Annotated in this window: 16 protein-coding genes; 4 read left to right on the top strand and 12 right to left on the bottom strand. The window is 51.2% G+C overall.

The features are described from left to right. Positions 1-9 precede the first annotated feature (9 nt). Positions 10-735, bottom strand: coding sequence for a 16S rRNA (uracil(1498)-N(3))-methyltransferase (locus JKK62_RS08065; protein WP_201427491.1), 726 nt, complete (start codon positions 733-735; stop codon positions 10-12). Positions 736-836: 101 nt separating this feature from the next. On the opposite strand from JKK62_RS08065, the gene JKK62_RS08060 reads away from it, so the two are divergent. From JKK62_RS08060 to JKK62_RS08045, 4 genes are all read left to right on the top strand, one after another. Beyond that, the gene (locus JKK62_RS08060) at positions 837-1388 is read left to right on the top strand and encodes a CinA family protein (RefSeq protein ID WP_201427490.1); all 552 of its coding nucleotides are present in this window, start codon (positions 837-839) and stop codon (positions 1386-1388) included. Between the two features lie 9 nt (positions 1389-1397). Then, positions 1398-2396: a helix-turn-helix transcriptional regulator gene (locus JKK62_RS08055; RefSeq protein ID WP_201427489.1), complete on the top strand. Its 999-nt coding sequence runs from the start codon at positions 1398-1400 to the stop codon at positions 2394-2396. A gap of 141 nt (positions 2397-2537) precedes the next feature. Next, complete coding sequence (locus JKK62_RS08050) at positions 2538-3377, top strand: helix-turn-helix domain-containing protein (protein WP_201427488.1); 840 nt, start codon at positions 2538-2540, stop codon at positions 3375-3377. A gap of 138 nt (positions 3378-3515) precedes the next feature. Further along, complete coding sequence (locus JKK62_RS08045) at positions 3516-4310, top strand: hypothetical protein (protein ID WP_201427487.1); 795 nt, start codon at positions 3516-3518, stop codon at positions 4308-4310. Between the two features lie 284 nt (positions 4311-4594). Here the strand turns inward: JKK62_RS08045 and JKK62_RS08040 are convergent, their stop codons facing one another. From JKK62_RS08040 to JKK62_RS07995, 11 genes are all read right to left on the bottom strand, one after another. Next, positions 4595-6004, bottom strand: a complete 1410-nt coding sequence (locus tag JKK62_RS08040) for an alpha-amylase family glycosyl hydrolase (RefSeq protein ID WP_436286304.1) — start codon at positions 6002-6004, stop codon at positions 4595-4597. Further along, positions 6004-6552 carry a starch-binding protein gene (locus tag JKK62_RS17470; RefSeq protein ID WP_243411791.1) on the bottom strand — a complete coding sequence of 183 codons (549 nt, stop codon included), beginning with the start codon at positions 6550-6552 and terminating at the stop codon, positions 6004-6006. The genes JKK62_RS08040 and JKK62_RS17470 overlap by 1 nt, the downstream gene beginning before the upstream one ends. A 212-nt stretch (positions 6553-6764) precedes the next feature. Next, positions 6765-9308, bottom strand: coding sequence for a leucine-rich repeat protein (locus tag JKK62_RS08035; RefSeq protein WP_201427486.1), 2544 nt, complete (start codon positions 9306-9308; stop codon positions 6765-6767). A gap of 151 nt (positions 9309-9459) precedes the next feature. Beyond that, entirely contained in the window at positions 9460-10275 is an 816-nt protein-coding gene (locus JKK62_RS08030; protein ID WP_201427485.1) for a Cof-type HAD-IIB family hydrolase, read from the bottom strand. Positions 10276-10345: 70 nt separating this feature from the next. Beyond that, entirely contained in the window at positions 10346-10669 is a 324-nt protein-coding gene (locus tag JKK62_RS08025; protein ID WP_243411790.1) for an MGMT family protein, read from the bottom strand. Continuing rightward, entirely contained in the window at positions 10650-11411 is a 762-nt protein-coding gene (locus JKK62_RS08020; protein WP_201427483.1) for a signal peptidase I, read from the bottom strand. The genes JKK62_RS08025 and JKK62_RS08020 overlap by 20 nt, the downstream gene beginning before the upstream one ends. A gap of 151 nt (positions 11412-11562) precedes the next feature. Beyond that, positions 11563-12777: an Ig-like domain-containing protein gene (locus JKK62_RS08015; protein ID WP_201427482.1), complete on the bottom strand. Its 1215-nt coding sequence runs from the start codon at positions 12775-12777 to the stop codon at positions 11563-11565. Between the two features lie 17 nt (positions 12778-12794). Next, entirely contained in the window at positions 12795-15824 is a 3030-nt protein-coding gene (locus tag JKK62_RS08010; RefSeq protein WP_201427481.1) for an InlB B-repeat-containing protein, read from the bottom strand. Between the two features lie 21 nt (positions 15825-15845). Beyond that, on the bottom strand, positions 15846-17804 hold the full coding sequence (locus JKK62_RS08005; protein ID WP_201427480.1) for a hypothetical protein: 1959 nt from the start codon (positions 17802-17804) through the stop codon (positions 15846-15848). 26 nt (positions 17805-17830) lie between these two features. Next, positions 17831-18805, bottom strand: coding sequence for a hypothetical protein (locus JKK62_RS08000; protein WP_201427479.1), 975 nt, complete (start codon positions 18803-18805; stop codon positions 17831-17833). A gap of 50 nt (positions 18806-18855) precedes the next feature. After that, entirely contained in the window at positions 18856-21444 is a 2589-nt protein-coding gene (locus JKK62_RS07995) for a coiled-coil domain-containing protein (protein WP_201427478.1), read from the bottom strand. Positions 21445-21451: the final 7 nt, after the last annotated feature.

Here is a 21451-nt window from a genome sequence, read left to right as displayed (position 1 = left end):
CCTTGATCTCTATGAAAAATTATCCGTCTGGTACATGATTATCGAGAGAGCCGCCAAAGGCGCTGTCTCCGCGCGGAGGATACGCCTGCCCAAGGTCGCCGCGACTGCTCCGCTCTGCACCGCGAGCTCCGCCTCGCTCTCCTCAAAGCCGCCCTCGCTGCCGATGAACATTCCGACGCTCTCCGGCTTTTCGCTGAGGATCTCCTTCACGCTCTCGCCGCCGAGCTCGTAGAAAAATATGTTCCGCCCGTTCTCAGCCGACTGCTCCACCGCCTGCGCGAATGACACACACTCGCCGACCTGCGGTATAATTCCGCGGCGGCTCTGCATTGCCGCCTGCAAGGCGATTTTCTGCCACCTCTCGCGCTTCTTGCGCATTGACTTCTCGTCGGGACGCGACACGCACCTCGCGCTGAGCACGGGCACGATACGGCTGACTCCGAGCTCGACGCACTTACGGACGATGTAGTCCATCTTGTCGCCCTTCGGAAGCGCCTGATAGAGCGTCACGAACACGTCCGGCTCGTTCTCGCACCTTTTTCGCGAAATTATGCGCGCTGTCACGCAGTCGCCCGAGACGTTCTCCATCACCGCCTCGCACTGTTCGCCCGAGGGTGTGACGATCGTCACCTCTTCGCCCTGACGAAGCCGCAGAACCCTGATGTGCTTTGCGTTCTCGCCGTCAAACTGATAGACGTCCGAAGGCACCCCGCCCCCGGAGAAAAACCATGCCATACGCATTACTCCGTTCTATAGTATATAAATATAATACTCCAAATCAAAAATAATTGCAATATTAAATATATCGTGCTAAAATAATCAGAGAGGTGACTGCTATGGTAACATTGACATATGCCGACATCATGGCTCTGCTCAAAAAGAACGGGCTCGAGCCTGACAAGGTCGAATTTGAGGTGGTCGAAAGGCTCCGCGAGAAAAATCTCAAGGTCGCGACCGCCGAGAGCTGCACTGGCGGCCTGATAAGCGAAAGAATCACGCGCGTCAGCGGTGCAAGCGAGGTATTTGACTGCGGCGTATGCTCCTACGCGAACGAAATAAAAGAAAAGCTGCTCGGTGTTCGGCACGACACGCTGAGCATACTCGGCGCAGTATCAGCCGAAACCGCGATACAGATGGCTGAGGGCGTCAAAAAGCTCTCGGGCGCGGACATCACCGTCAGCGTTACGGGAATCGCGGGGCCCTCGGGCGGAACCTCCGAAAAACCCGTCGGACTTGTATTCCTCGGGATTTGCAGCGAAACCGACGCGTACGCCGTCAAGCTGCTCCTCGGCGAGGACAATGAGCGCGACTATATCCGCGCGATGGCGAGCACAGCTGCGCTGTTCATCGTGCTCGAGGAAGTACACAAATACATCGTCATCAGCTGAGGTGGAACCATGCCCAAAAGCGCTAACCAGAAAAAGAAGCTGCTCTACCTGCAGAAAATCCTTCTCGAAAAAACCGACGACGCCCACGCAATGACCGTTAATGAGCTCAAGGAAGCGCTCGCCGCCTACGATATCCACGCCGACCGCAAGACGCTCTACGACGACCTCGAGCTGCTCGGCGGCTGCGGACTCGATATCTGCACTATCCGCACCAACACCGTGCGCTACTACGTCGGCAACCGCGACTTCCAGCTCGCCGAGCTCAAGCTCCTCGTCGACGCGATTCAGAGCTCGAAGTTCATTACGCGCAAAAAGAGCCTTGAGCTTATCGACAAGCTCTCGCACCTCGTAAGCGAAAACGACGCAAAACAGCTTCGGCGGCAGGTCTTTGTCACGAACCGCGTCAAGAGCGTCAACGAGAAGATATACTACAGCGTCGACATTCTTCACAACGCCATCTCCGCCGACAGGCAGATCAGCTTTATCTACTACAAGTACGAGGTCGACTTCACCTCGCCCGAGAGAATCAAAAAGGTGCCCAAAAAGGACGAGCCGTATGCGGTATCTCCGCTCGCGCTCTGCTGGGACGACGAGAACTATTACCTCATCGCCTTTGACAGCGCCGCGGGGATCATCAAGCACTTCCGCGTCGACAAGATGGAGCGTATCGAACAGCTCGCCGCACCGCGCGAACACAACGATATCATCGACGCCTTCAACCCCGCTCAGTACGCAAAGGCGGTTTTCTCGATGTTCGGCGGCGAGGAAGCCGACGTAAGGCTCTCCGTCGACAACGACAAGATCGGCGTTATCGTCGACCGCTTCGGCACGGATATCATCATCTCACCCGAGAGCGACAAAACTTTTACTGTCAATTTACGTCTTATTTTAAGCCCCCAATTCTACGCGTGGCTCTTCGGAATGGAAAACAAGATAAGAATTATTTCTCCCGAATATGCGAAAATTGCTTTTTCTAACAAGATATTGGCGGTATCATCTGGGCATTAATGGTCATTTCTTGCTTTTATGTCAATTTTTTATCTTTATGGCAAAAAAACATTGACAAAATACCATTTATTTGATAGAATGATTGTACAATAGGATAAGTTTACACAGCACATTACTTGAACAAATTTTGGGGGATTTCTCATGAGTATTGAACTGCTGAATGCAACTTCGGCATCCAACTCGGCGTTCAGAGTCGTGTGCGGAACCATGCCTCGCGTTGAGAAGAGCATCTCACATCATGAGGCGTTGTTCGGTCACATAAAGCATGGCACTGTCACGCTGGAAACCGCCGACGGAGCAACACAACTGAATCAGGACGATATCTACTTCATATCGCCCAACACAAGGTACAAGCTGACCAAGTATGAAGCCGAAATTAGTGTTATCACCATTAATTTCACAAACCCTGCAGCCGTGACGCAGGACTACCTGCCGCAGAGCATTATCCGCGCGCTGATCAACGGCAACTGCACCAGCTACGCGAAGATTTCTCCGATTGAAGCTCCGCACAGCCGCATTCTGAACTGCATCTCGATTGCCAAGAAGGCTGAGTTCGAGAAGCCTGACTTCTTCCAGCTGCTTGTCTACGGCAAGATGTACGAGGCGTTCTACGAGCTCTTTGCCAACAAGTACGTCCGCATTGTCGACGCCGAGAGCAAGAGCAAGAAGTACCGCGCTCTGCAGAGAGTCACGAACTACATTGACGAGCACTACATCGACGGCCTCTCTCTCGACGAGGTTGCCGCCGCGACAGGAATCAGCCGCTACTATGTATCGCACCTCTTCAAGGAGCTTATGGACACCACCTTCGTGGGATATGTCAACGAGCTTCGTCTGAACCGCGCGGCGATGCTGCTGATGACCTCGGACAGCCCGATTATCGAAATCGCAGCGCTCTCGGGCTTCAACAACCTCTCGAACTTCAACCGTGCGTTCAAGCTGCACTTCGGCAAAACACCGTCAGCCTACCGAAAATCCTAATTGCACCACGTCCCGTTTCCGATGAGACGGGACGTTTCTCTTTTAAATAGCGGAGCATGTCTGCCAACTATCTCCCCTTGAAATCCGCGCAAGCTTGTGCTATAATAGGAACACATTATCAGAATTCAAGGTGAAAGAATGAATAAATTATCCGGGTTTTTCAAGAACCACAAGAAGGTCGTGATGATTTCCGCAACCGTGCTTGCTCTCGCCGTCATCGGAACGGTGGTCATGCTGACGGGCGGTCTGTGGAAGGCAGGCGACGGTGAGGCTGCCGCGCTGCCTGCCTCGAACATCTACCCCACAGCGCGCGCGACGGCGGACTCCGTCAACACACCGCCGGCAACCTCGGTTCCCAAAACGACAGCGGCTGCAGCAACAAAGACAACCGAAAAGGAAAACACGACCACAAAGCCAAGCACGACCACGCCGAGCTCGACGGCTCCCGACGGCACCGTACCCTTCGCCACCGCAATCGCGCCCGATACTCCTGCCGACTATCAGGCTCAGTGGGACGCGGGTTATCTCGTAGCCATCGACAACCCCGACTACACCTACTCCTGCTACCACATTTCGCTCACCGATGAGGATCGTGACCTGCTCGAGAGGCTCTGCTACGGCGAATTCGGCTCGGGCGGATTTATCGGAGCCGCGATGATCGCCCAGTGCGTCAGAGACGCGATGTGCTTTGACGGCTATTCCACGGTCGAGGACGTTATCAAGTACTGCCGCTACGACGGCAGCACCACCAGCGGCACCAGCGACGAGTGCGTTCAGGCTGTGCGCTACATCTTTGACGACGACGGCAGCGCGGTTCAGCACCGCATGCTCTATATGTACAACCCCTACATGGTCAAGAGCGCCTTCCACGAGAGCCAGAACTTCATTCTCAGCTATCAGGGCGTCAGATTCTTCGACCGTTTCGGATATTGATTCTCCGCCTTTTTAAATGTTCATCTGCATTATTGGTATCATGAACGGCGGGTCAGACGTTTGCGTTTGCGAAAAATGCAGCTGTCCCTGTCATACCTTTGTACTGAATCAAATAAATCCAAACTCAAACTTTAGATTAATCCGTAGGGGAGCTCCTTGTGGGCTCCCCTTCAAATTTGCAGAACAACTGCAATTTTGAAAGACAGCCGCAAGGGCTGTCACTACGTAATACTGCCAACTAAAAAAGGCTTGACCGAAGTCAAGCCTTTCTTTTATGCCTTTAATTACTTGAGATATGTGCCGTTTTCGCCAATCTTGCCGCTGATGCCCTTGAAGCCGCCTGCGCAGCATACATATACTCTCATGTTGCCCTTGCCGATGGAGGGAACGCTGAGTCTGCCGCCGGAGATGGCTACGCACGCAAGGCTGTCTACGCCGTTAGCGGTGTAGCGGCGTGTGAACGCCATGTTGCCGCCCGATACGTTAGAGGTTGTGTACTGACCCTTCTGGAGAGCGGGTACAGCGCGTCTGATCTGGTTGAGCTGCTGGAGGTGCTTTGCGAGAGGCTTGTTGAGTGTTGTCGCAACCGCGCCGCTCGCGCCTGTGTACTTACCGAAGTCGGTAGCTGTTACGCTGCCCTCGATGTTGTCGCCGAAGTAAGCACGGCCTGTCTTGCTCAGAGGAGCGTTGGGGCCGACGTCGATTTCGGCGCCCTTCTGGAACTCGATCTCGGAGCCGTAGTAGATACACGGAATTCCGCGGAATGTCCACATGAGATCCATGTTCTCAGCCCATGCCTGCTCGCCGCCGATGTAGCGTACCTTCTGGCAGAAGTCGGGAGAGTAGTCGTGGGAGTCAACGTAGGTTACGTTCCATGTGGAGTCGGTGAACGGAGTTGTGCTGAAGTTGCCGATCCACTTGCTGTCGGTTTCCTTCCATGTGTAGAAGAAGCAGGAGTCGGACGCGCCGCCCTCGTTGATGAACTCGCTCCAGCGTGCGCAGACCTCGCCGAAGATGTAGAAGTTCTTGTACTGGCCGCCTGTGAAGTGCGGGAAGTACGCGCTGTTGAGCGTCCAGCGGTTTATGTGCTTCTCTGTGTCAAGACGGAACGCGTCAACGCCCATGTTTACATACTGGGTGTACGCTTCCTTGATGTAATCAGCTACAGGCTGGTTCTCGGTGTTGACGTCGCGGCAGTCGCCCTCGATGGAGCCTGTCTGCTCGGTCGCCTGTCCCCAACCGGCGTTCTCGGGATCGTGATAGTAGCCCTTTGAGTTGTACTTGGGATTCTTGGTCGCCTGCATTACGTCAAGACGCGCCTGGAACTGCTCGCCCGGGGGCAGGCTCGCGTAGTTCGGATAGCCTGTCGCCATCTCGCTGCCGGGAATGATCTCCATGCAGTCCGCGGTGGACAGATCCTTGCTGTAGTTCTTCTTGAAAATCGGGCAAAGGAACGCTTCACCCCAGTTGCCTGTGTGGTTCCATACAACGTCCTGTACGATCTTCATGCCCTTGTTGTGAGCGGCGTTGATAAGATCCTGGTATGTAGCGCCTGAGCTCTCGTAGCGCGGGTCGACCTTTGAGAAGTCGAGCGCGTGATAGCCGTGGTAGTCGTAGCCCGAAGCGTTCTCAACAACAGGAGTGATCCAGATTGCGGAGAAGCCCAGCGCCTTGAGGTAGTCGAGCTTGTCGATCAGACCCTTGAAGTCGCCTCTCCAGGCGGGGTCGGAGTCGAGTTGTTCGCCTTCTGGTCGTCCCAGCAGTGAACGTTGTTGCCCTTGTCGCCGTCGTAGAAACGGGTGGTGATAACGAAGTAGATCGAATCCTCGCGCAGGTCGGTGCGATCCCATGTGACTATATCATCGGGGTCGTGGTCATACCAGCGGCTGTTCTTGTACCACCATTCGCCTGCGTTGCGGGTGAGCTCTTCAGACTGCTTTCCGTCTACAACGAAAAGGAAGTTGATTTTGCTCTCGGTGCTGAAGGTGTACTTGTAGTAGTTGTTGCCTTCATCAATCATCGCAGGTCCCGGATAGCTTGTCTCCTTGTTCTGGGGCAGGCTGTTCCAGTAGTAGATTGAAGGCTTGCCGTCTTCACAGATATAGTGAACCGTGATTCCGACAGCAGCGCCTACTTCCTCGCCCGCGTCGTCGGTCTCCGCAGCGGTCGCGGCAAAAATGCCCACCGTGCAGAAAACGCAAGCCGCCAACAGCAGAGCAAGAATTTTCTTCATATGTGCCATATATTCTCCTCCTTATAATCTGAATATGACTATACATTTATATTATAATTTAAGAGAAAAAATCTATTTTTCTTTTTTAGCATTATCCCTTTTGGCACCCTCCAAAGTTTTGACCGCCGATTTGTATATATTGTCCAAAGGCGCTCTTTCATACCCCTCACAGCCGCCTCAGACAATTCAAGGCAGGCTATGGAAAGCCTGCCTTTTGTGTTTTAATCGAAAGATTTGATTATTCCTGCGATGTACTTCTGGGCAGCGGTTGCGTCGTTGATGTCGACCGCGCCGTCCTTGTTCACATCGGCGTACTTGAGCTGCGCCGCATTGAACTTTTTATATGCCGCGGCGTACTTCTGGATAGCAGTAACGTCGCTTATGTCTATCTCGCCGTCGCCGTTCGCGTCGCCGTACACGGTGGGATTCGGCCCGTCGTCGAGCGCAACAAACGTAAATCCGTTGTCATTCGCGTAACGCTCAGCCTCGGTTCCCCTGCAGCCCTTGATCGTGAAGCCGTCGTACTTTTTGTAACCCCTTGCGTTTTCATCATCGTTCCATTCGTCTGAATATCCTAACGCGTCCTCGCCGATCGAGGTCACGCTCTTGGGAACGGTGACCTCCTTGAGCGACTCGCAGCCCCTGAAGGCGCTATAGCCTATTTTCTTTACCGTTTCCGGGATCTCGATTTTATCAAGCGTCTTGCAGCCCTTAAACGCGTCTTCGCCGATCTCGGTCACGCTGTCCGGGATCTCGATTTTTTTAAGCGAGGTGCAGTCGCAGAATGTATAACCATTGATTTTTTCGATTTTCGACGGAAGCTTGACCTCATCGAGCATCGCGCAGAGGTAAAACGCGCCGTCACCGATCTCGGTTACGCTGTCCGGGATTTTTATGCTTGTGACCGAGCTGCACGAAAACGCGTGATCGCCGATCACCTCAAGGCTCTCGCTCAGGCTGACGTCGGTGAGCTTGGTGCAATTGGTGAACGCGTATTCGCCGATTTTCTTTACTGTATCGGGCAACTTGACGCTTACGATATCGCTGACGCTGTACGCGGTTTCAAAGATCTCAGTCACCTCGAGAGCTCCCTCGGCGTCCTTGTCAAGATAAGCGCCGGGATTTTCGGGGTCGTACGGAGGATTGTAGTGAGAGGGAATATTGACCTCGGTCTCTCCCGATAAATCACCCATGAGCACTCCGTTTTCGATCACATACGGCGAGCACTCCTCCAGAGTAACCGAGCAGTCGACCGGGTCGCCGTAGACCTCCGGACTCAAAACATAGGTTTTTCCAGCCTCCGCCCTGAAGCAGCAGTTAAAATCCCGGAACGGATCATAGTTCCGGTTCAGATCTATTAATGTGATCGGAGAGTCATCAGCTGTGGATATAAATGTGGACACAGCCTCGTCATGCGTCGCAGCGCCCGGCTCACCGTCTCTGCTTGCGAAAAAGCGCACGCTGACGTCCTTCACGGGTTTAAAAACAAGCGGAACGTTCCCGCTGCCGACCTGTTCCAGCTTCACTGTTTCACCGACCTTGATTTCGGTATTATTCTCCTGTACCGTGTAATTACCGTCAAAATAAAAGAACAGATAATAAGTTTTGCCCGCTTCAAGATACGCCGGCAGTCTTTTAAAAAATTTTATTTCAGCATCAAACAGGTTACAGTATAGGTGTTCCGCATCGCCCGTAAGCGTCATTACAAAATCTTTTTCGGGAACCAGACGGTATATAGTGTCGCTTTCGCTTCCCGCACTGAACTCAACGCCGGGTTTGACGTCCTTTACGTAATTTACAGTGACGTTGATAAAATCATACATGCCTATATTATCTATTTCAGCTTTAAGATAATAACGCTCCCCTTTTTTTGCGCTGAATTCGATAAAATTGAATCCGTCATCGATCTGTGCCGTACCCAAAACCCGATCGGCGGAATCGGTCAGAGTAAAAGAGACAGCGCCACCGTAATAAACCTCGACCGCGGCTTCCATATCCTGCTCGGCGTCGTAATAAAATGCAGTTTCCCGACTGCTCACATGGCGCAGATTTTCTGCTCCGGTATGAAGCACGCATGCGTCGTCAAACATAAACCGGACAGTGCCGCCAACCCCGTATGGCACAATAAAAAAATAATAGGTTTTATTTGTTCCTCTGCAGTAGTCGACAGATCGACAGTTCTCGTCATATACACCTACATAAGCGTCGCTGTTATCATGTAAAATCACGCTGCCTTCCTCAATATCTCCGGAATTGAAGGTGTAAGCAAGGATATCGGTATCCTCCGTAACCTCAGCGCTTACCCACTCCTTAACATTTACCTGAACGGGGTCAAGTCTGATGATTTTACAGGTGCGGTCCTCTTCCGTATAGGGCGATTCAAAGTAATAAGTTTTACCCGCTTCAGCCTTGAATACGGTGTAGATGTTACCCACGGTGTAGATGTTACCCGTTGTCATACAATCATAACTATTAAACTCTTCATCGTAAACATTAAAGGAAAAATCGTTGTCCGTGTCCGCTTTAAGCGCGATCAGTCCGGACGCGTCCGCCGCGTATTTATAGTAACTGCCTCCGTTGTAATACACGAACTCAGTCTTGCCCGTGACGTCTGCCGCAATCTCAGGCGCGTAATCGTCATCATACGAGACGGCGCTTTCCGTTTCCGCCGCGCTTACCGACGAAACAGACGCAGTCGTCAGAACCGACGCCGCCATGCACATCGACAGAAACAGCGCTGTCAGTTTCTTGGTTGATTGTTTCATTTTCTCTCCTCTTTTCATATTATTAATTTCCTTTAGCCGCATACTTTATTGAGCATTAATCACAAAATTATATACATCTGTGCAGAATTACTATCGGCAATATTATAGTACCGTATTTCCGGTTTGTCAACAAAAAAGCCCGACCGTACGGTCAGGCTTTTGATAAAATCATCTGTTCAATTGTTTTCGCGACGCCGTCCTCGTCGTTGGTCTCGCAGACATAGTTGGCGATTTTCTTGACCTCGGGTTCGGCGTTGCCCATCGCGACGCCCATTCCCGCATAGCCTATCATTGTCATGTCGTTGTAGTTGTCGCCGAAGGCAATCAGCTCCTCGCGGCTGACTCCGAGCTTGTCGAGAAGCACGGGCAGCATCGAGCCCTTGGAAACGCCGAACGGCATTATCTCGAGAAAATACGGCGCGCTCTTGTAGATATCGAGCAGACCGTCGTAGCGCTTGCGCAGAAGCTCCTGGCACGCGTCGAGCTCGAGAGGCTCGCCCGCCAGAAGGAGCTTGTTGAACGGAAACTTGACCTCCGCCACAAAGTCCGCGCAGACTATCATCTCGGCATGAGTTACCTCCTGCTCGATGTAGGTGTAGTCGTTGACCTTTGAGTTCGAAAAGATTTTTTTGTCGTCAAAGGTATTGATCGTAACATTATAATCATTGAGCACGCTCACGATGTCGGCGAGGTACTCGCGCGGGAATAACTTCGTCGCGACGGTCTCGTCGGTAGCGCAGCTGATGATTTTGCCGCCGTTGTAGCTGAGGATATAGCCGTTGTAGCGGTCGAGCATGAGGTCGCGCGCAATCGGATAAACGCCCATGGGCTGTCTGCCCGAGGCGATAACCACGCGCTTGCCCTGTTTCTGAGCCTCCAGAAGCGCGTATCGTGTGCGCGGTGTGATTTCTTTACGCGAATTGGTCAGTGTGCCGTCAACGTCAACGGCAATGAGCTTATAGTCCATATCTGTCACCTCTAACCGTATTCACACAATCTTTATACATTATACCACAGTTTGTCGAAAAATGCAAATCTCACTGATTGCGCCACTGATACAACCTGAGGTCGACGTACCCGCCGTCCACCCTGACGCCTTCCGCTTCGAGCAGCCGCCGCTGCTCGTCCGCTCCGCCGAAGGCAAAATGCGGAGCCAGCCTGCCCTGAGCGTTCACGACGCGATGGCAGGGTATCACGCCCGGCATGGGATTTTTGTGAAGGGCGTTGCCGACAGCACGCGCTGCGCCGCCGTTGCCCGCAAGAGCGGCGACCTGTCCGTAGGTCGCGACGCGCCCGCGCGGGATAAGGCACACCGCCGCGTAGATTTTGTCATAAAAGGAGTTATTCTTCGTATTTTTCATCGGCATTCTCTTCGGGTTCATCTTCGGGTTCATCTTCGGAAGCTGCTTCGGGTGCTTCTTCGGAAGGAACGGCTTTTTCGGAACCGCTTTCTGCCATAATGCTGACCATATCCTGAGTGTTTTTCAGGGCACGGCGTTTTTTCTCCTCTGCCTTCTCCATATCCTCGCGCTGAATGCGCTCGATTATCTCGGATATGCTCTCCTCATCCTCGTCGCGATAATTGCCCGTCGCGATTTTGATGATGTTCATCAGCTCGTCGAAGAACACGAGCAGAAGCAGAGCTATGAAAATTATCAGTCCCCACGGAGAGAGGAACAAATCATAGATCGTGCGCAGAAAATCGAGTTTTTTGAGCATGAGCGACTGAACGCGCGAAAATGCAATCGGATTGTCGGCGATATAGTTCGCGTCACCCTTCGTTTGAAGCATCACAACACCGTTTGCTTCGTATGGCGCAACAATAATGCGGTGCGTTACATTCTTCTCGCCGAACTGATCGGAGCCGTCGAAGGTGATGATATCGTCGACCTTAAGCTCGTCGGATTCACCCACGTTACGGCTGAGTATCACGTCGCCGACCTCCAGCTCGGGAACCATGCTTCCCGACGACACGCGCTGCAGCGTATAGCCGAACAGCGACGGCGTGCCGCCCGCAAAGCGCGTCAGCAGGAAGGTGATGACGGCAAACGACAGGATTATTATAAGCGTCCAGCAGACGACGTTCTTTATCACGCGCAGCACGTTCAGTGTTTTTTGACCTTCACCCGCTTTTCCACAGGAATCTTAGCGGTAAGTTTATCCTTAAGTTTCATAGCATATTCTCCGTTGAGTTTCTACTATATAGTATAATAAAAAAGGGCTGCAAGCGCAACCCTTTTTGGTGATTTAGTTGTTACAGACCGAGGTAAAGGCTCTTTATATCGTAAGTCAAGTTCGCAGACGCGTCCTCCTTATTCTCAACGTACCAGTATACGGATGATGTAGACGCAATTCCGTCGACAGCATGACCGACTATATAATTGGTCGCGAGCGGCACATTGTAATACGACTGGTTGCTTGTTGAAAACACCTCGACGTCGCAGCTCGCAACGATATTAAAATCCGTCGGGCTGAAGCTGTTGGAGGTGACCTTTATCGTGGTTCTGCCGGGAGCAACGGGAGTTACATTTCCGCTCGAGTCCACAGTCGCGACGCTGGTATTTGTGGACGTATAACTCAGGGTGCCCGACATTCCGGTCGCGGCAAGAGAATATGTTCCCGCGTTTTCGGCTATTTCCGCAGAGGAGAAAAAGTTCTCGATTCCCGCCGCGGTTGAGGTGCTCTTAAAATTATTGCTCTGATTTACAACATCAACCAAGAACGTGTTGTTATCCGGATAATAAATATCATTGCCGTTAGTCAAAACCTTGCTAAAATCAACGCAGCCATTAGCGTCGTTCCACTCGCCGACAAGATATTTGGTCGCGTACCACGGAATTGTCGCGTAGTACATATCGTAAGACACGCCGCCCGATTGCCAGTTATTTGTTCTGAAATCTCCGTTCAGGCGGCTGTGACCCGTCAAATCGCTGTTGTCGTCCCAGTAATAGACGCCGTATTTTCGCGATGAATCATAATACGTACCGGTTCTGAATCCGACATATACGTGCTTCTGATTAACGGAAGCCGCGGTTTTTTTGCTTGTTCTGCCCGCGTTAGTAAGCTGAAATTCTTTGTGAGTTCTGAGTGGGCTGTTCAAGCCGATAAAGAGATTTGAACCAGACGCCGAATAATGAAGCGTAAGCTCGGAAATGAACAGAGAAACGTTCTGATCTGCAGATGTAGTATTATTGATATCCGTGCGGAAAAACACGCGTTCTCCGGGTTCAAGAGTGTAGCTGTCATAGTCGGTGGTCGAAGTTGATTCATATTCAACACCGTCCGCTGAATAATAGGTTGCAAAGGTGATGCCGTTGCCGTCATATGCATTTTGCGTCGACTCCCATTTCATCGACTCGCCGTTCTCATAGTTAGAGCGTGAATACCACGAAAAACTCGGGCACAAAAGCATAGTAACGATAAGCACTACCGCCAATCCGATAACAAGCAGCACTCTCGATTTTTTCATGGTCTTCACCTCCTGTTTTATCTTACTCTTACTGTCACCGCTTCGGATACTGTGGTTTCCAAGCCCCACTTATCCTTGATGACAACATAAACCTCGTAGTTGCCCGAATCCATCGGCATCCAAGTTACCGTTGATGAATCTGCCTTGCCTACGTGGTAAACGTCGGTTCCCTTCTTAACGTAATAATTGACCTTTGCTCCTGATTTCAGCGTACCGACCGTATTTGTCGTGCTGAGAGTTATCATGTTGCTGGGTCTGGGTCTGCTGACATTCAGCGAAACAGTTCCGCCGATATGATCAAAGACTTTCCAGTTTGCATTGCTTGATGTATCTGCATCTGTATAGAACACATTGTCGGTATAGGTCTTGCTTGTGTCATAGTCCACATCAAGTGTTACCTTTGTAGCATTGTCCGGATAACCAGCGCCGTCGGTATAAGTGCCCTGCAAGCCAATCGCGGCGGGTCGAACATAGGTATTCTGTTTTCCTAACAACGAGAGCGTTGCTATAGTGTTCGAATTGGACAATTCATGCTTAGTAGTATTGTAAACTGCTCCGCTGATTGAACTGATATCGTCGGTTGAGTTTTCTCGCTGCCATAGCCATGCTGAACCGACCGCTGTCGAGGTATTGAACATCAGCTCGTCATGTCTGTTGCTTGTCGTCGGCAGCGTCTCTGTTCTTTGGTAGAATACCGACAGCTTTTCGCTTCCGCTTGAGGAAATATCGAATACAAACGTATAATATCCGGTTGTAGCAATGGTAATATTCGCGTTAGTTTCGCTTGCGCCTGTGGTGGTATTGAAATTCTGGTCTACAAAGGTCTCGCCGAATGTAGTGCTGTTTGTATACCATGTATCGGTTGTTCCGCTGACATAATGATGAATCTTAAAGGAATATGTATTCGGTGTAAGCTCTTTTGTGACGTATACCTTGTTGGAGGAAGATACGTTGTTTACATAGTACATCTGATCGTCATCTTGCCATTCATTGAATGAACCCTTGAGATAATAGCTTGATGCAAGCGGCTGAGAAACAAACCTTGCTACGTATTCTTTGTCTTGAGTGACTGTATCCGTCGCGGGACTTGAACCGAGATCGACTTCGTTTTGGTCGTCTGTAATATCATAAATTCCACTGAGAGTAAAGCCGCTGCTCGCGGTCGCCGTAAGCGTTACCGTAGTGCCGGTGTCTACCGTCTTTGTGACTGACGCAGCTGCAGAACCTGTATCGATCTGAACGGTACCGCCTGCCGTGTCGGTGTCGTCATCATCGGTCACGACCTTGAACGAGATGTTATAAGTCTTTATAAATACGGCATAATAAGTCGCGGTTTGCTCCTGCGCCGGAGCGGTGACGCTCTGATTTGCGCTTGTCAGATTCGGACTGCTTCCGTCGGAGTTCACGCTCCATCCTACAAAGCGGTAGCCCTCGTTCGCAACAGCGATCAGCGTTACGTTCGTGCCCGCAGTTACATCAACATCTTGGGAATTCTCAACGCCGCCGGTAACCTTGATCGTGCCGCACGTAGACGAACTGCCGTCGGCATATCTGACCCTTACCGTTGCCGGAGGAGCCCAATAGCCTGTGGAAGCGCTGGTAATGAAGAACTGGGTTGAACCGCCTCTCGCACCGGCGTTAACTGTATTGTTGCCAAACGAGAAGGTAACGTTCGCCGAATCGTTTGTGGGTAAATAGCAGCGCCACATACCCTCGTTATAATTCATTTCGCTCTGAACGCTCGAGGTGACATTTGATGTGAGCAGAACATGAGCCGCGCTGTCCTCCGCGCCCGAGGTGGGAGTCGGCAGAGCAGAATGTCTGCTGACAAGCGTGATCTCCTGAACGTTGCCCCACGTTCCGCGACCCGTGGCGCCGTTCGCGTTGCCGTAAGCCTTGTAGGTAGTCGTACTTGCGCTCTGCATATCCGCTACTGTTGCCGTCCAGCGCTGGAGAACCGCTGAATCATTCTGATTGCTGATAGTCGTGGTGCCGGTCTGACAACGGCAGAAATACAGGGTCTTGGTATTATCGTCCAGTACAGAAGTCAGCACCTGAGCTTTCCACTCGTCTGTGCCGGAAAGAGACATTGAATAGCTCTTGGAGCCGTCGTACACGAACATCGGATAATTCGGGTCTGTCGCCCACTTCCATGTGGTGGCTCCTGCGGCGTTGTACTTGGAGGTATAGTCCTTAAAGGTGACGGTGGAAAGACCCGCGGCGAGTTTCAGACCGCTGACACTTATCGTCTTGCCGGCAAATGTAGTGCCGTTTCTTTCGGTATCCTGAAGCCACATCGTCACTCTGACCGTCTTTTCCTGACCCTGATCAATTGTGAACAGGGATTCCGAACCGATGGTGCCGGTGAGGAAGCTGCTGAACGCTCGTACGCGCGAGGAAGACACATTTCCCGATGAGCTTGATACAACGTTCTCGGTGAAATCGTCCATTGAGAATACTCTCGGCTCGGCGCTGCCGGCGCTGATAGCTATTCTTACCGCGTTTCTTATTCTGTGTTTTTCAGCCATTACTTCTTCGGTATCACCAGCGGTATACGAGGGAACGGCAACTCCGTCGATCTCTATTGTGGGAACCGCAAAGAAGAAGAAGTTGCACTTGCTCGTGACCGACTGAACCTTAAAGGAATAGCTGTAATAATTCACGTTTTTGTCGTGAACGGTCGCTTTTCTGTAGGGATCCAGCGTGTCTCCGACCTCAGAGGCGGTGATCGGAAAATAAACATCCTTACCGTTCGCGCTGGAAGCGGCGCCCAGATGGATACCGCCTGAGGAGCGGAAATACTTCGAAAGATCCAAATCGCCCGAGTAGCCCGCGCCCGAACCGATCTTCGCCGTAGTATACAGAGCGTTCTCAAATACTCCGTCGCCCCAGATTTTGATAGCGGAAATATTTTCAACCCACGCGGAGGTAGCAACCACCGCGATCGCGATAACCTCAAGGATAGCGACAACAGAGAGAATCAATCCTTTGCGCCGCTTCCCTTTAGCCGTCAGCTTTCTAATTACAGCGCTGAGCCTGTTTTTCAATGATGCCGCCTCCTTTCGTGATTATTGTGGAATCATTATCTTATTGTTTGAACCGTTTGACCTTAAGTTAAACGTTGGATTGTTGTTGTTTGTAAATTTATATGTAGTTGCCGTATAGGGATAGCTGCTGCCCATCGCGCCGATGTCAAAGTTCTCTTTACTGTTGTCCGGACGCTTCAAATACATCTTCGTGATCTCCGTATCCTTTTCAAGCTTATAGCCGTCCTTTGTAAAGCGGTTGGTAGCGCCGTTAGGCTTGTCAAGCTGAACCTCAAGAACATCATCACTGTTAGGCTTTTTAAGCGTCATCCACATAGTCGACGCGCCGCTTGACAGCGAGGTCTCGGTCTCAACATACGGGAAGTCAGTCGTGTTGACGGAAATATTGACCGTATACGTTGTACCCGTTGACGGTGTGGAGCCGCCTGAAACAGGATCATAATCCCAATAGCCGATACACGGAGCCAGCCAGTGCTCCATCTTTTCCTCGGTCGTTCTGAGCGGGTTACTTGCGTTATCGCCAACATGCGCGTATTTATTTCCGTTATCGCTCAAATTACCGTAGCCGTTACCTCTTCTTGCGGTGTACTCAACGCTTCTTACGTCCTCAGTTCCTCCGTCCACGGTTTTGTGGACGACGCGCGATTCCTGGAGCTGTTTTCTGTTGTCACCCGTTTGATATGACCCTCCGACGAGCGGCTGGTTTTTCTGCACTTCCCGCCAATTACTTATATCGCTGTTTATCATAGTATTGATGTCAGCCATTGTATGCCACGCGTTATAAACCATGCCTTTTACGGTCCTTCCGTCCGAAAGGGTTTGGGTATCCTTGCCCAGGCGGTAGAAGGAGATCTTCGTAACGGCATCCTTTCGTATCAGCCCTCGGTAAATAACCTTGATATTGTCTCCGCTGCCCTCCGTACCGATATAATCAAGAATAACCGTCTTATATCTGAACTGATGATTCTGATCCTCAACGGTGTCCTCGTATGACATCGCGACTATCTGATTCTGTCCGATCCAACGCGCCGCCGTATTTGACGAAATAGTACCGTCGTTAAAAGTAACGTTCTCTTCACCACCGTCGCCGATAGTGTAGTCAATAAAGCTGATAGTTTCAAAATCATCAAAATTGCTCTCTATGTCGACGTCAACGCTGATGGTTTTTCCGATGTAGGAATCGCAGTCTCCGGTGGTGCCTTCGAGCCATACGACCATGGTGCAGCGTTTCTTCTCGTTTGGATTCAGAGTAAACAACGGTTTTCCGTTGGGATAATAGAAAGATGAAAATGACTCGGGATCCGTTGTCTGTGTCGTGGGAGTACCGCTGCTGTCTATAGTATCAACCGCATTGGTGGACTTTGCGAATTCCTTAACTCTTGCGGCGGGATCGATCATCTTGGGCGCTGCGTTGCTGTCATCAATAAAAGCTATGCGGAGAGGACAATCCAGAGGAAAAATCTGGAATTTCGGTTTTCCGTTTTCATATTTAATCTCGATTTCATCCTGATAGGTTTGATCACCGATTTGGATTTTATATCCTTTGATAAATACGTTTGTTTTGCTTGAGCTGTTGGACAGAGTAAAATCCTTGTAAACATACCTGACGTTTCTGTCGCCGACATTTCCGTCGCGAAATTTCATATTCGCGGTGGTGGTTGTGAAATACCCCTCGGCGGGAAAAAACATATTTCTGCCGTCGAAGCTCGTTGCTTCGTCGAGCTTAAAGTCATTGATTGAAATATTGCTTGAGATCTGGATACCTTGATTCGCTCTCATGCTCGCGGCGGACTCAAGGAAAAAGTTTTCGGATACGATCTCGGCTCCGTCGTGTATCGAAAACCACGAAAAGGTAAACGTTAACGCAAGAGCAAAGCAAAGAAATACGGAGATATATGACTTTGTCAAGCTCATGTTTCTAACGCGAAACCGACGGCACAGTTTTATTCCGACCGCCTTGAGCAATGCAGAAAAATTCATATATCTCACCTCCGTTTATTATTGAATTAATCGTTGTCCGCCATCTTCAGCTTTAAATTCAACTTGAATCTACCGTCGACCATCGCGAGTCTAGATTCTGAATCCTCGCCTTCGACCCAAAGGTTGACGCGTACATATCCCGAATAATATTGGTTCTGATCATAGCTGGATAGCCGGATCATCTCAACATCTTCACCTAATTCATATGTACCCGCCGCGCTCGTAACGAAAAACGTATCCGAAGAAGTGTAGCTCAGTCGCTGCTTATCCAGATTATAATAAAAATGCTTATATGTATCGGATGTAGTCGGGCTGTTAAGAATCACGGTATTGTAATTCGGGGACGACATATCGCCCTCATAATACACATGCGGGGCGGGAAGCCAAACGAGCTTTTTATCGCCCGAGGAGCTTAACATTGACATTCTTACCGCGCCGATGACAGAATCCTTTGAATAGCCATCTCCTGCGGTAAGAGTGCTGACAGGCGATAAGGTGGAGTCTTCGGTCAATGCTATTGTTATCGGAGCCTTGGAACGAACGTACAAATCGAATGAAAGATAGTCGACATTCGTCTCAGCCCTTTCCCACGGATCAGTTGACGTAGTATCCACATGAGCAACGCCGTTGCTCTGCGTGAGCAGGGGTCTGACGAAGGTCGCTCCGTCGCTTGTTACCTCACAAAAAGACAATTCCTGGAGGAACGGATACAGTGGTTGAACAGGATTAGAATCCTCAACATTCAGAGTACGATCAAGATAAAGCGTCCCCTCTTTATAATCGCTGTTTGAAGGAGCGGACTCACTGGCTCCGACAACCGCAATCTCGATTCCGGGAGGAGTCTCACACTTCATGCTTATCCCGTCCGCTGTCGCTGAAGTTTTATGCGTAAACCACGACATGACGCCGATTACGGCGGCAACTGCAAGGGCGGCTAAAACTATTAAATTTTTAGCTATCATGCGCCACGTTTTGCGGCGGATCTCATCGCTCTTTTTCATTGCTATCCCTCGATGTCGCGGGTTTTAAGCCCCGGTTAAGCTTTTTGCGGTCAGGATTTCTTGTAAAAATAAATTCCTATGCTCGACTTGCCGTCCTTCTGCGTCTTATTATGGAAGGTGCGTGTAACCTGAATATCAGCGTCGGATTTGAGGAACTTCGCGAAGTTGCTGACCTCGTTCTTGTCTACCGTCTTGTATGTAACGTACGCGCAGGTCTTGTCCGCGTTCTTCATGTTTTCAACAACCAGATCCCTGCACTCGTTGATATCGGTCGTGCCGCGGAAGTTCTTGATGACCTTGAGCGTGCGGTGTGCGCCGCTGTAAAGCGTGACCTTCTTGCTGTCCTTGACGATATAGAGGCACTGCAGGTTCTTGTTGTTCGGCAGAGCGCTCATGTCCTCGCCCGCGGTGGAGATCATCTCCGCCTTGAGCGCCTGTGCTCCGAGTGCGCCGAGCGTGAAATCGTACTTGAACAGTCCGTCTACGCCGCGGTCGATCTTGAGCTCCTTGCGGTACATGGCGACTGTGTCGCTCGCCTTCTTCTCCGCCTTCTTCGCCTGTGCCTGAGCCTTGCCGACCTCGGTCTTTATCTGCTCCTTCGCCTTCTTGTCGGCGTCCTTCTGTGCCGCCTTCACGCGGTTGTCGGCTTCTTTCTGTACTGCCTTTACGCGGTTGTCCGCGTCCTTCTGAATCTTCGCCTTCTCGGCTTCCTTCTGCTTGTCGAGCTTCTCGAGAGCCGTTTCGTGCTCAGCCTTGAGCTTCTCGATCTCGGCTGTCTGCGCTGCGAGAAGCGCTGCCTTTTCGTCGGCGAATTTCTTGTTAAGCTGCTCGATTTCGGCGGCGTTCGCTGCCTTCTGAGCCTCGACTTCCTCCTGATGGAGCTGCTTTTCGTTTGTCAGGTCGCTCCTGAGCTGTACCACGTCGTTCGTCAGTCCCGCGATTGCGGCTGTCTGCTCTGCAATCTTCGCGTCGCGCTGCTCGAGGGTTCCCGTCAGCTCGGAAATCTGTGCGGTTGCCGACTTGATCTCCTTGTCGAGGGTGTCGATCGTCGCGACCTGCTTCGCGATAAGCTCGGTCTGCTCCTTTATCTTCTGCTTCTGCTGCGCGGTTTCCTCTTCGAGGGCTGCTACCCGCGCCTCAAGCGTTGCTTTCGTGTTTTCAAGCTCTGCTACGTATCTCTCGAGCTCGTTGATACGCTCGCGCTGAGCGACTATCGTGCGCTCCTGCTCGGCGATCTTTCTCTTCTGTTCCTCGATGATACCTTCGAGCTCTGTGATCTTCGCCTCGAGCTGAGCCTTGATTGCCTCGAGCTCCGCGACCTTCGCGGTCAGAGCCGCTACCATTGCCTCGAGCTCCGCGATCCTTGCCTCGAGCTCGGCGACCTTCGCTTCGAGCTCGGCGATACGTTCCTTCGCCTTGATCAGCTCTGCCTTGACCTTCTGCAGCTCGTTTCTGAGCTCCTTGATCTGATCCTCAAGAGCCTTGATGTTGCTCTTGAGCTGTTCTATCATTCTGTCGCGCTTTTCGATTTCGCGCTTCAGCGCCGCGATCTCGTTTTTCTGGTCACGAATAATCTTCTCGCGTTCGCGGATTTCGTGAAGTCTGATTTTGAGCTCTTCCTTGCGGACGTTCTCAATCATAGCCTCGATTTCACTGTCGCCCGCCTTGCCTCTGCCCGTGCGGTCCTCCTGGTAACGCTCCTCGAGCATCTTCTTGAGCGCGGGGTTGGTGGCAATTGAAATCATGAAGTGCTGGTAGCCCTGTGAAATGTATACCGCTTCCTGAACGTCCTTGTCCATCTTGCCCGAGAAATCTCTGCCGATGATCTCAAAGCCCGGCTTGTTGTACGCGCCGAGGTAGGTGAACAGGTCAAGACCAGCCTTGTAGTTGGGGTTCTTTGTCATCAGGTTGGTGCGGTTGATGGGCGGCTTTACACGGATACACTTCCTGAGCGCCATCATCATATCGGTGTTGAGGAAGGAATTGAGCTTCTCGCGGATACGGCGTACACGGTCAAAGTCCGAGAGCTTCTCGTAATCCTTGATATCGAGCAGCGCTTCCTCGGCGTCCTTAACCTCGTTTGAATAGTCAAACTTAAAGGTGATATGCTGGTTGTTCAGAACCAGATCGCGTTCCATCTCGACGCGGTTGTAGGTATCCGTCGGCGCGTCAACCATCTTGCGGTACTTGTCGCTTACGAAGTTGAGCGCTGTTTCGATCAGGGTGATGAGGAAACGGTTCTCGTAGGTTTCAAAGCTGTCCTCACGCTCGATCGTGAGCACTCTGTTGGGCGTGACCCTTCCCGTTTCATCTATGTTGTCGATAAAATTGGTGTGCTGAATGAGGTGCTTTACCGAATCCTTGTTGATGATCTTCGCCTTGTCGATCCGGTAGACCTCGTTGTTCTCGATAATGAAGCGGCGCTGCTCGTCGATAGCCTTTTCAATATATGGAAGGGTTTCCTCGATCTCGACAACCCAGTCCATGTCGATAACCTTTTCGTGAAGCTTACCCGAGAGGACGTCGGCTCCGTTATCGTTATCCTCCATGTTGGCGTGGAGGTAGTTCGCGGTAAAGTCTGTAGCGAGGTTCTTTTGCATGTATTTATAGCAACGGTAGTACTGATCAAAATTTTCCAAAACAAAA

Source organism: Ruminococcus difficilis (genome assembly GCF_016680995.1).
The sequence above is the reverse complement of the archived record's forward strand: the minus strand, read 5'-3'. Positions and strand labels throughout refer to the sequence as shown.

What these genes read in the sequence shown, in the direction of transcription:
- JKK62_RS08055 (WP_201427489.1), top strand. Translation starts at nt 1,398, where the DNA reads ATGCCCAAAAGCGCTAACCAGAAAAAGAAGCTGCTCTACCTGCAGAAA.
- JKK62_RS17470 (WP_243411791.1), bottom strand. Translation starts at nt 6,552, where the DNA reads ATGGCACATATGAAGAAAATTCTTGCTCTGCTGTTGGCGGCTTGCGTT.
- JKK62_RS08025 (WP_243411790.1), bottom strand. Translation starts at nt 10,669, where the DNA reads ATGAAAAATACGAAGAATAACTCCTTTTATGACAAAATCTACGCGGCG.
- JKK62_RS08060 (WP_201427490.1), top strand. Translation starts at nt 837, where the DNA reads ATGGTAACATTGACATATGCCGACATCATGGCTCTGCTCAAAAAGAAC.
- JKK62_RS08030 (WP_201427485.1), bottom strand. Translation starts at nt 10,275, where the DNA reads ATGGACTATAAGCTCATTGCCGTTGACGTTGACGGCACACTGACCAAT.
- JKK62_RS08045 (WP_201427487.1), top strand. Translation starts at nt 3,516, where the DNA reads ATGAATAAATTATCCGGGTTTTTCAAGAACCACAAGAAGGTCGTGATG.
- JKK62_RS08000 (WP_201427479.1), bottom strand. Translation starts at nt 18,805, where the DNA reads ATGAAAAAGAGCGATGAGATCCGCCGCAAAACGTGGCGCATGATAGCT.
- JKK62_RS08065 (WP_201427491.1), bottom strand. Translation starts at nt 735, where the DNA reads ATGGCATGGTTTTTCTCCGGGGGCGGGGTGCCTTCGGACGTCTATCAG.
- JKK62_RS08005 (WP_201427480.1), bottom strand. Translation starts at nt 17,804, where the DNA reads ATGAATTTTTCTGCATTGCTCAAGGCGGTCGGAATAAAACTGTGCCGT.
- JKK62_RS08050 (WP_201427488.1), top strand. Translation starts at nt 2,538, where the DNA reads ATGAGTATTGAACTGCTGAATGCAACTTCGGCATCCAACTCGGCGTTC.
- JKK62_RS08035 (WP_201427486.1), bottom strand. Translation starts at nt 9,308, where the DNA reads ATGAAACAATCAACCAAGAAACTGACAGCGCTGTTTCTGTCGATGTGC.
- JKK62_RS08015 (WP_201427482.1), bottom strand. Translation starts at nt 12,777, where the DNA reads ATGAAAAAATCGAGAGTGCTGCTTGTTATCGGATTGGCGGTAGTGCTT.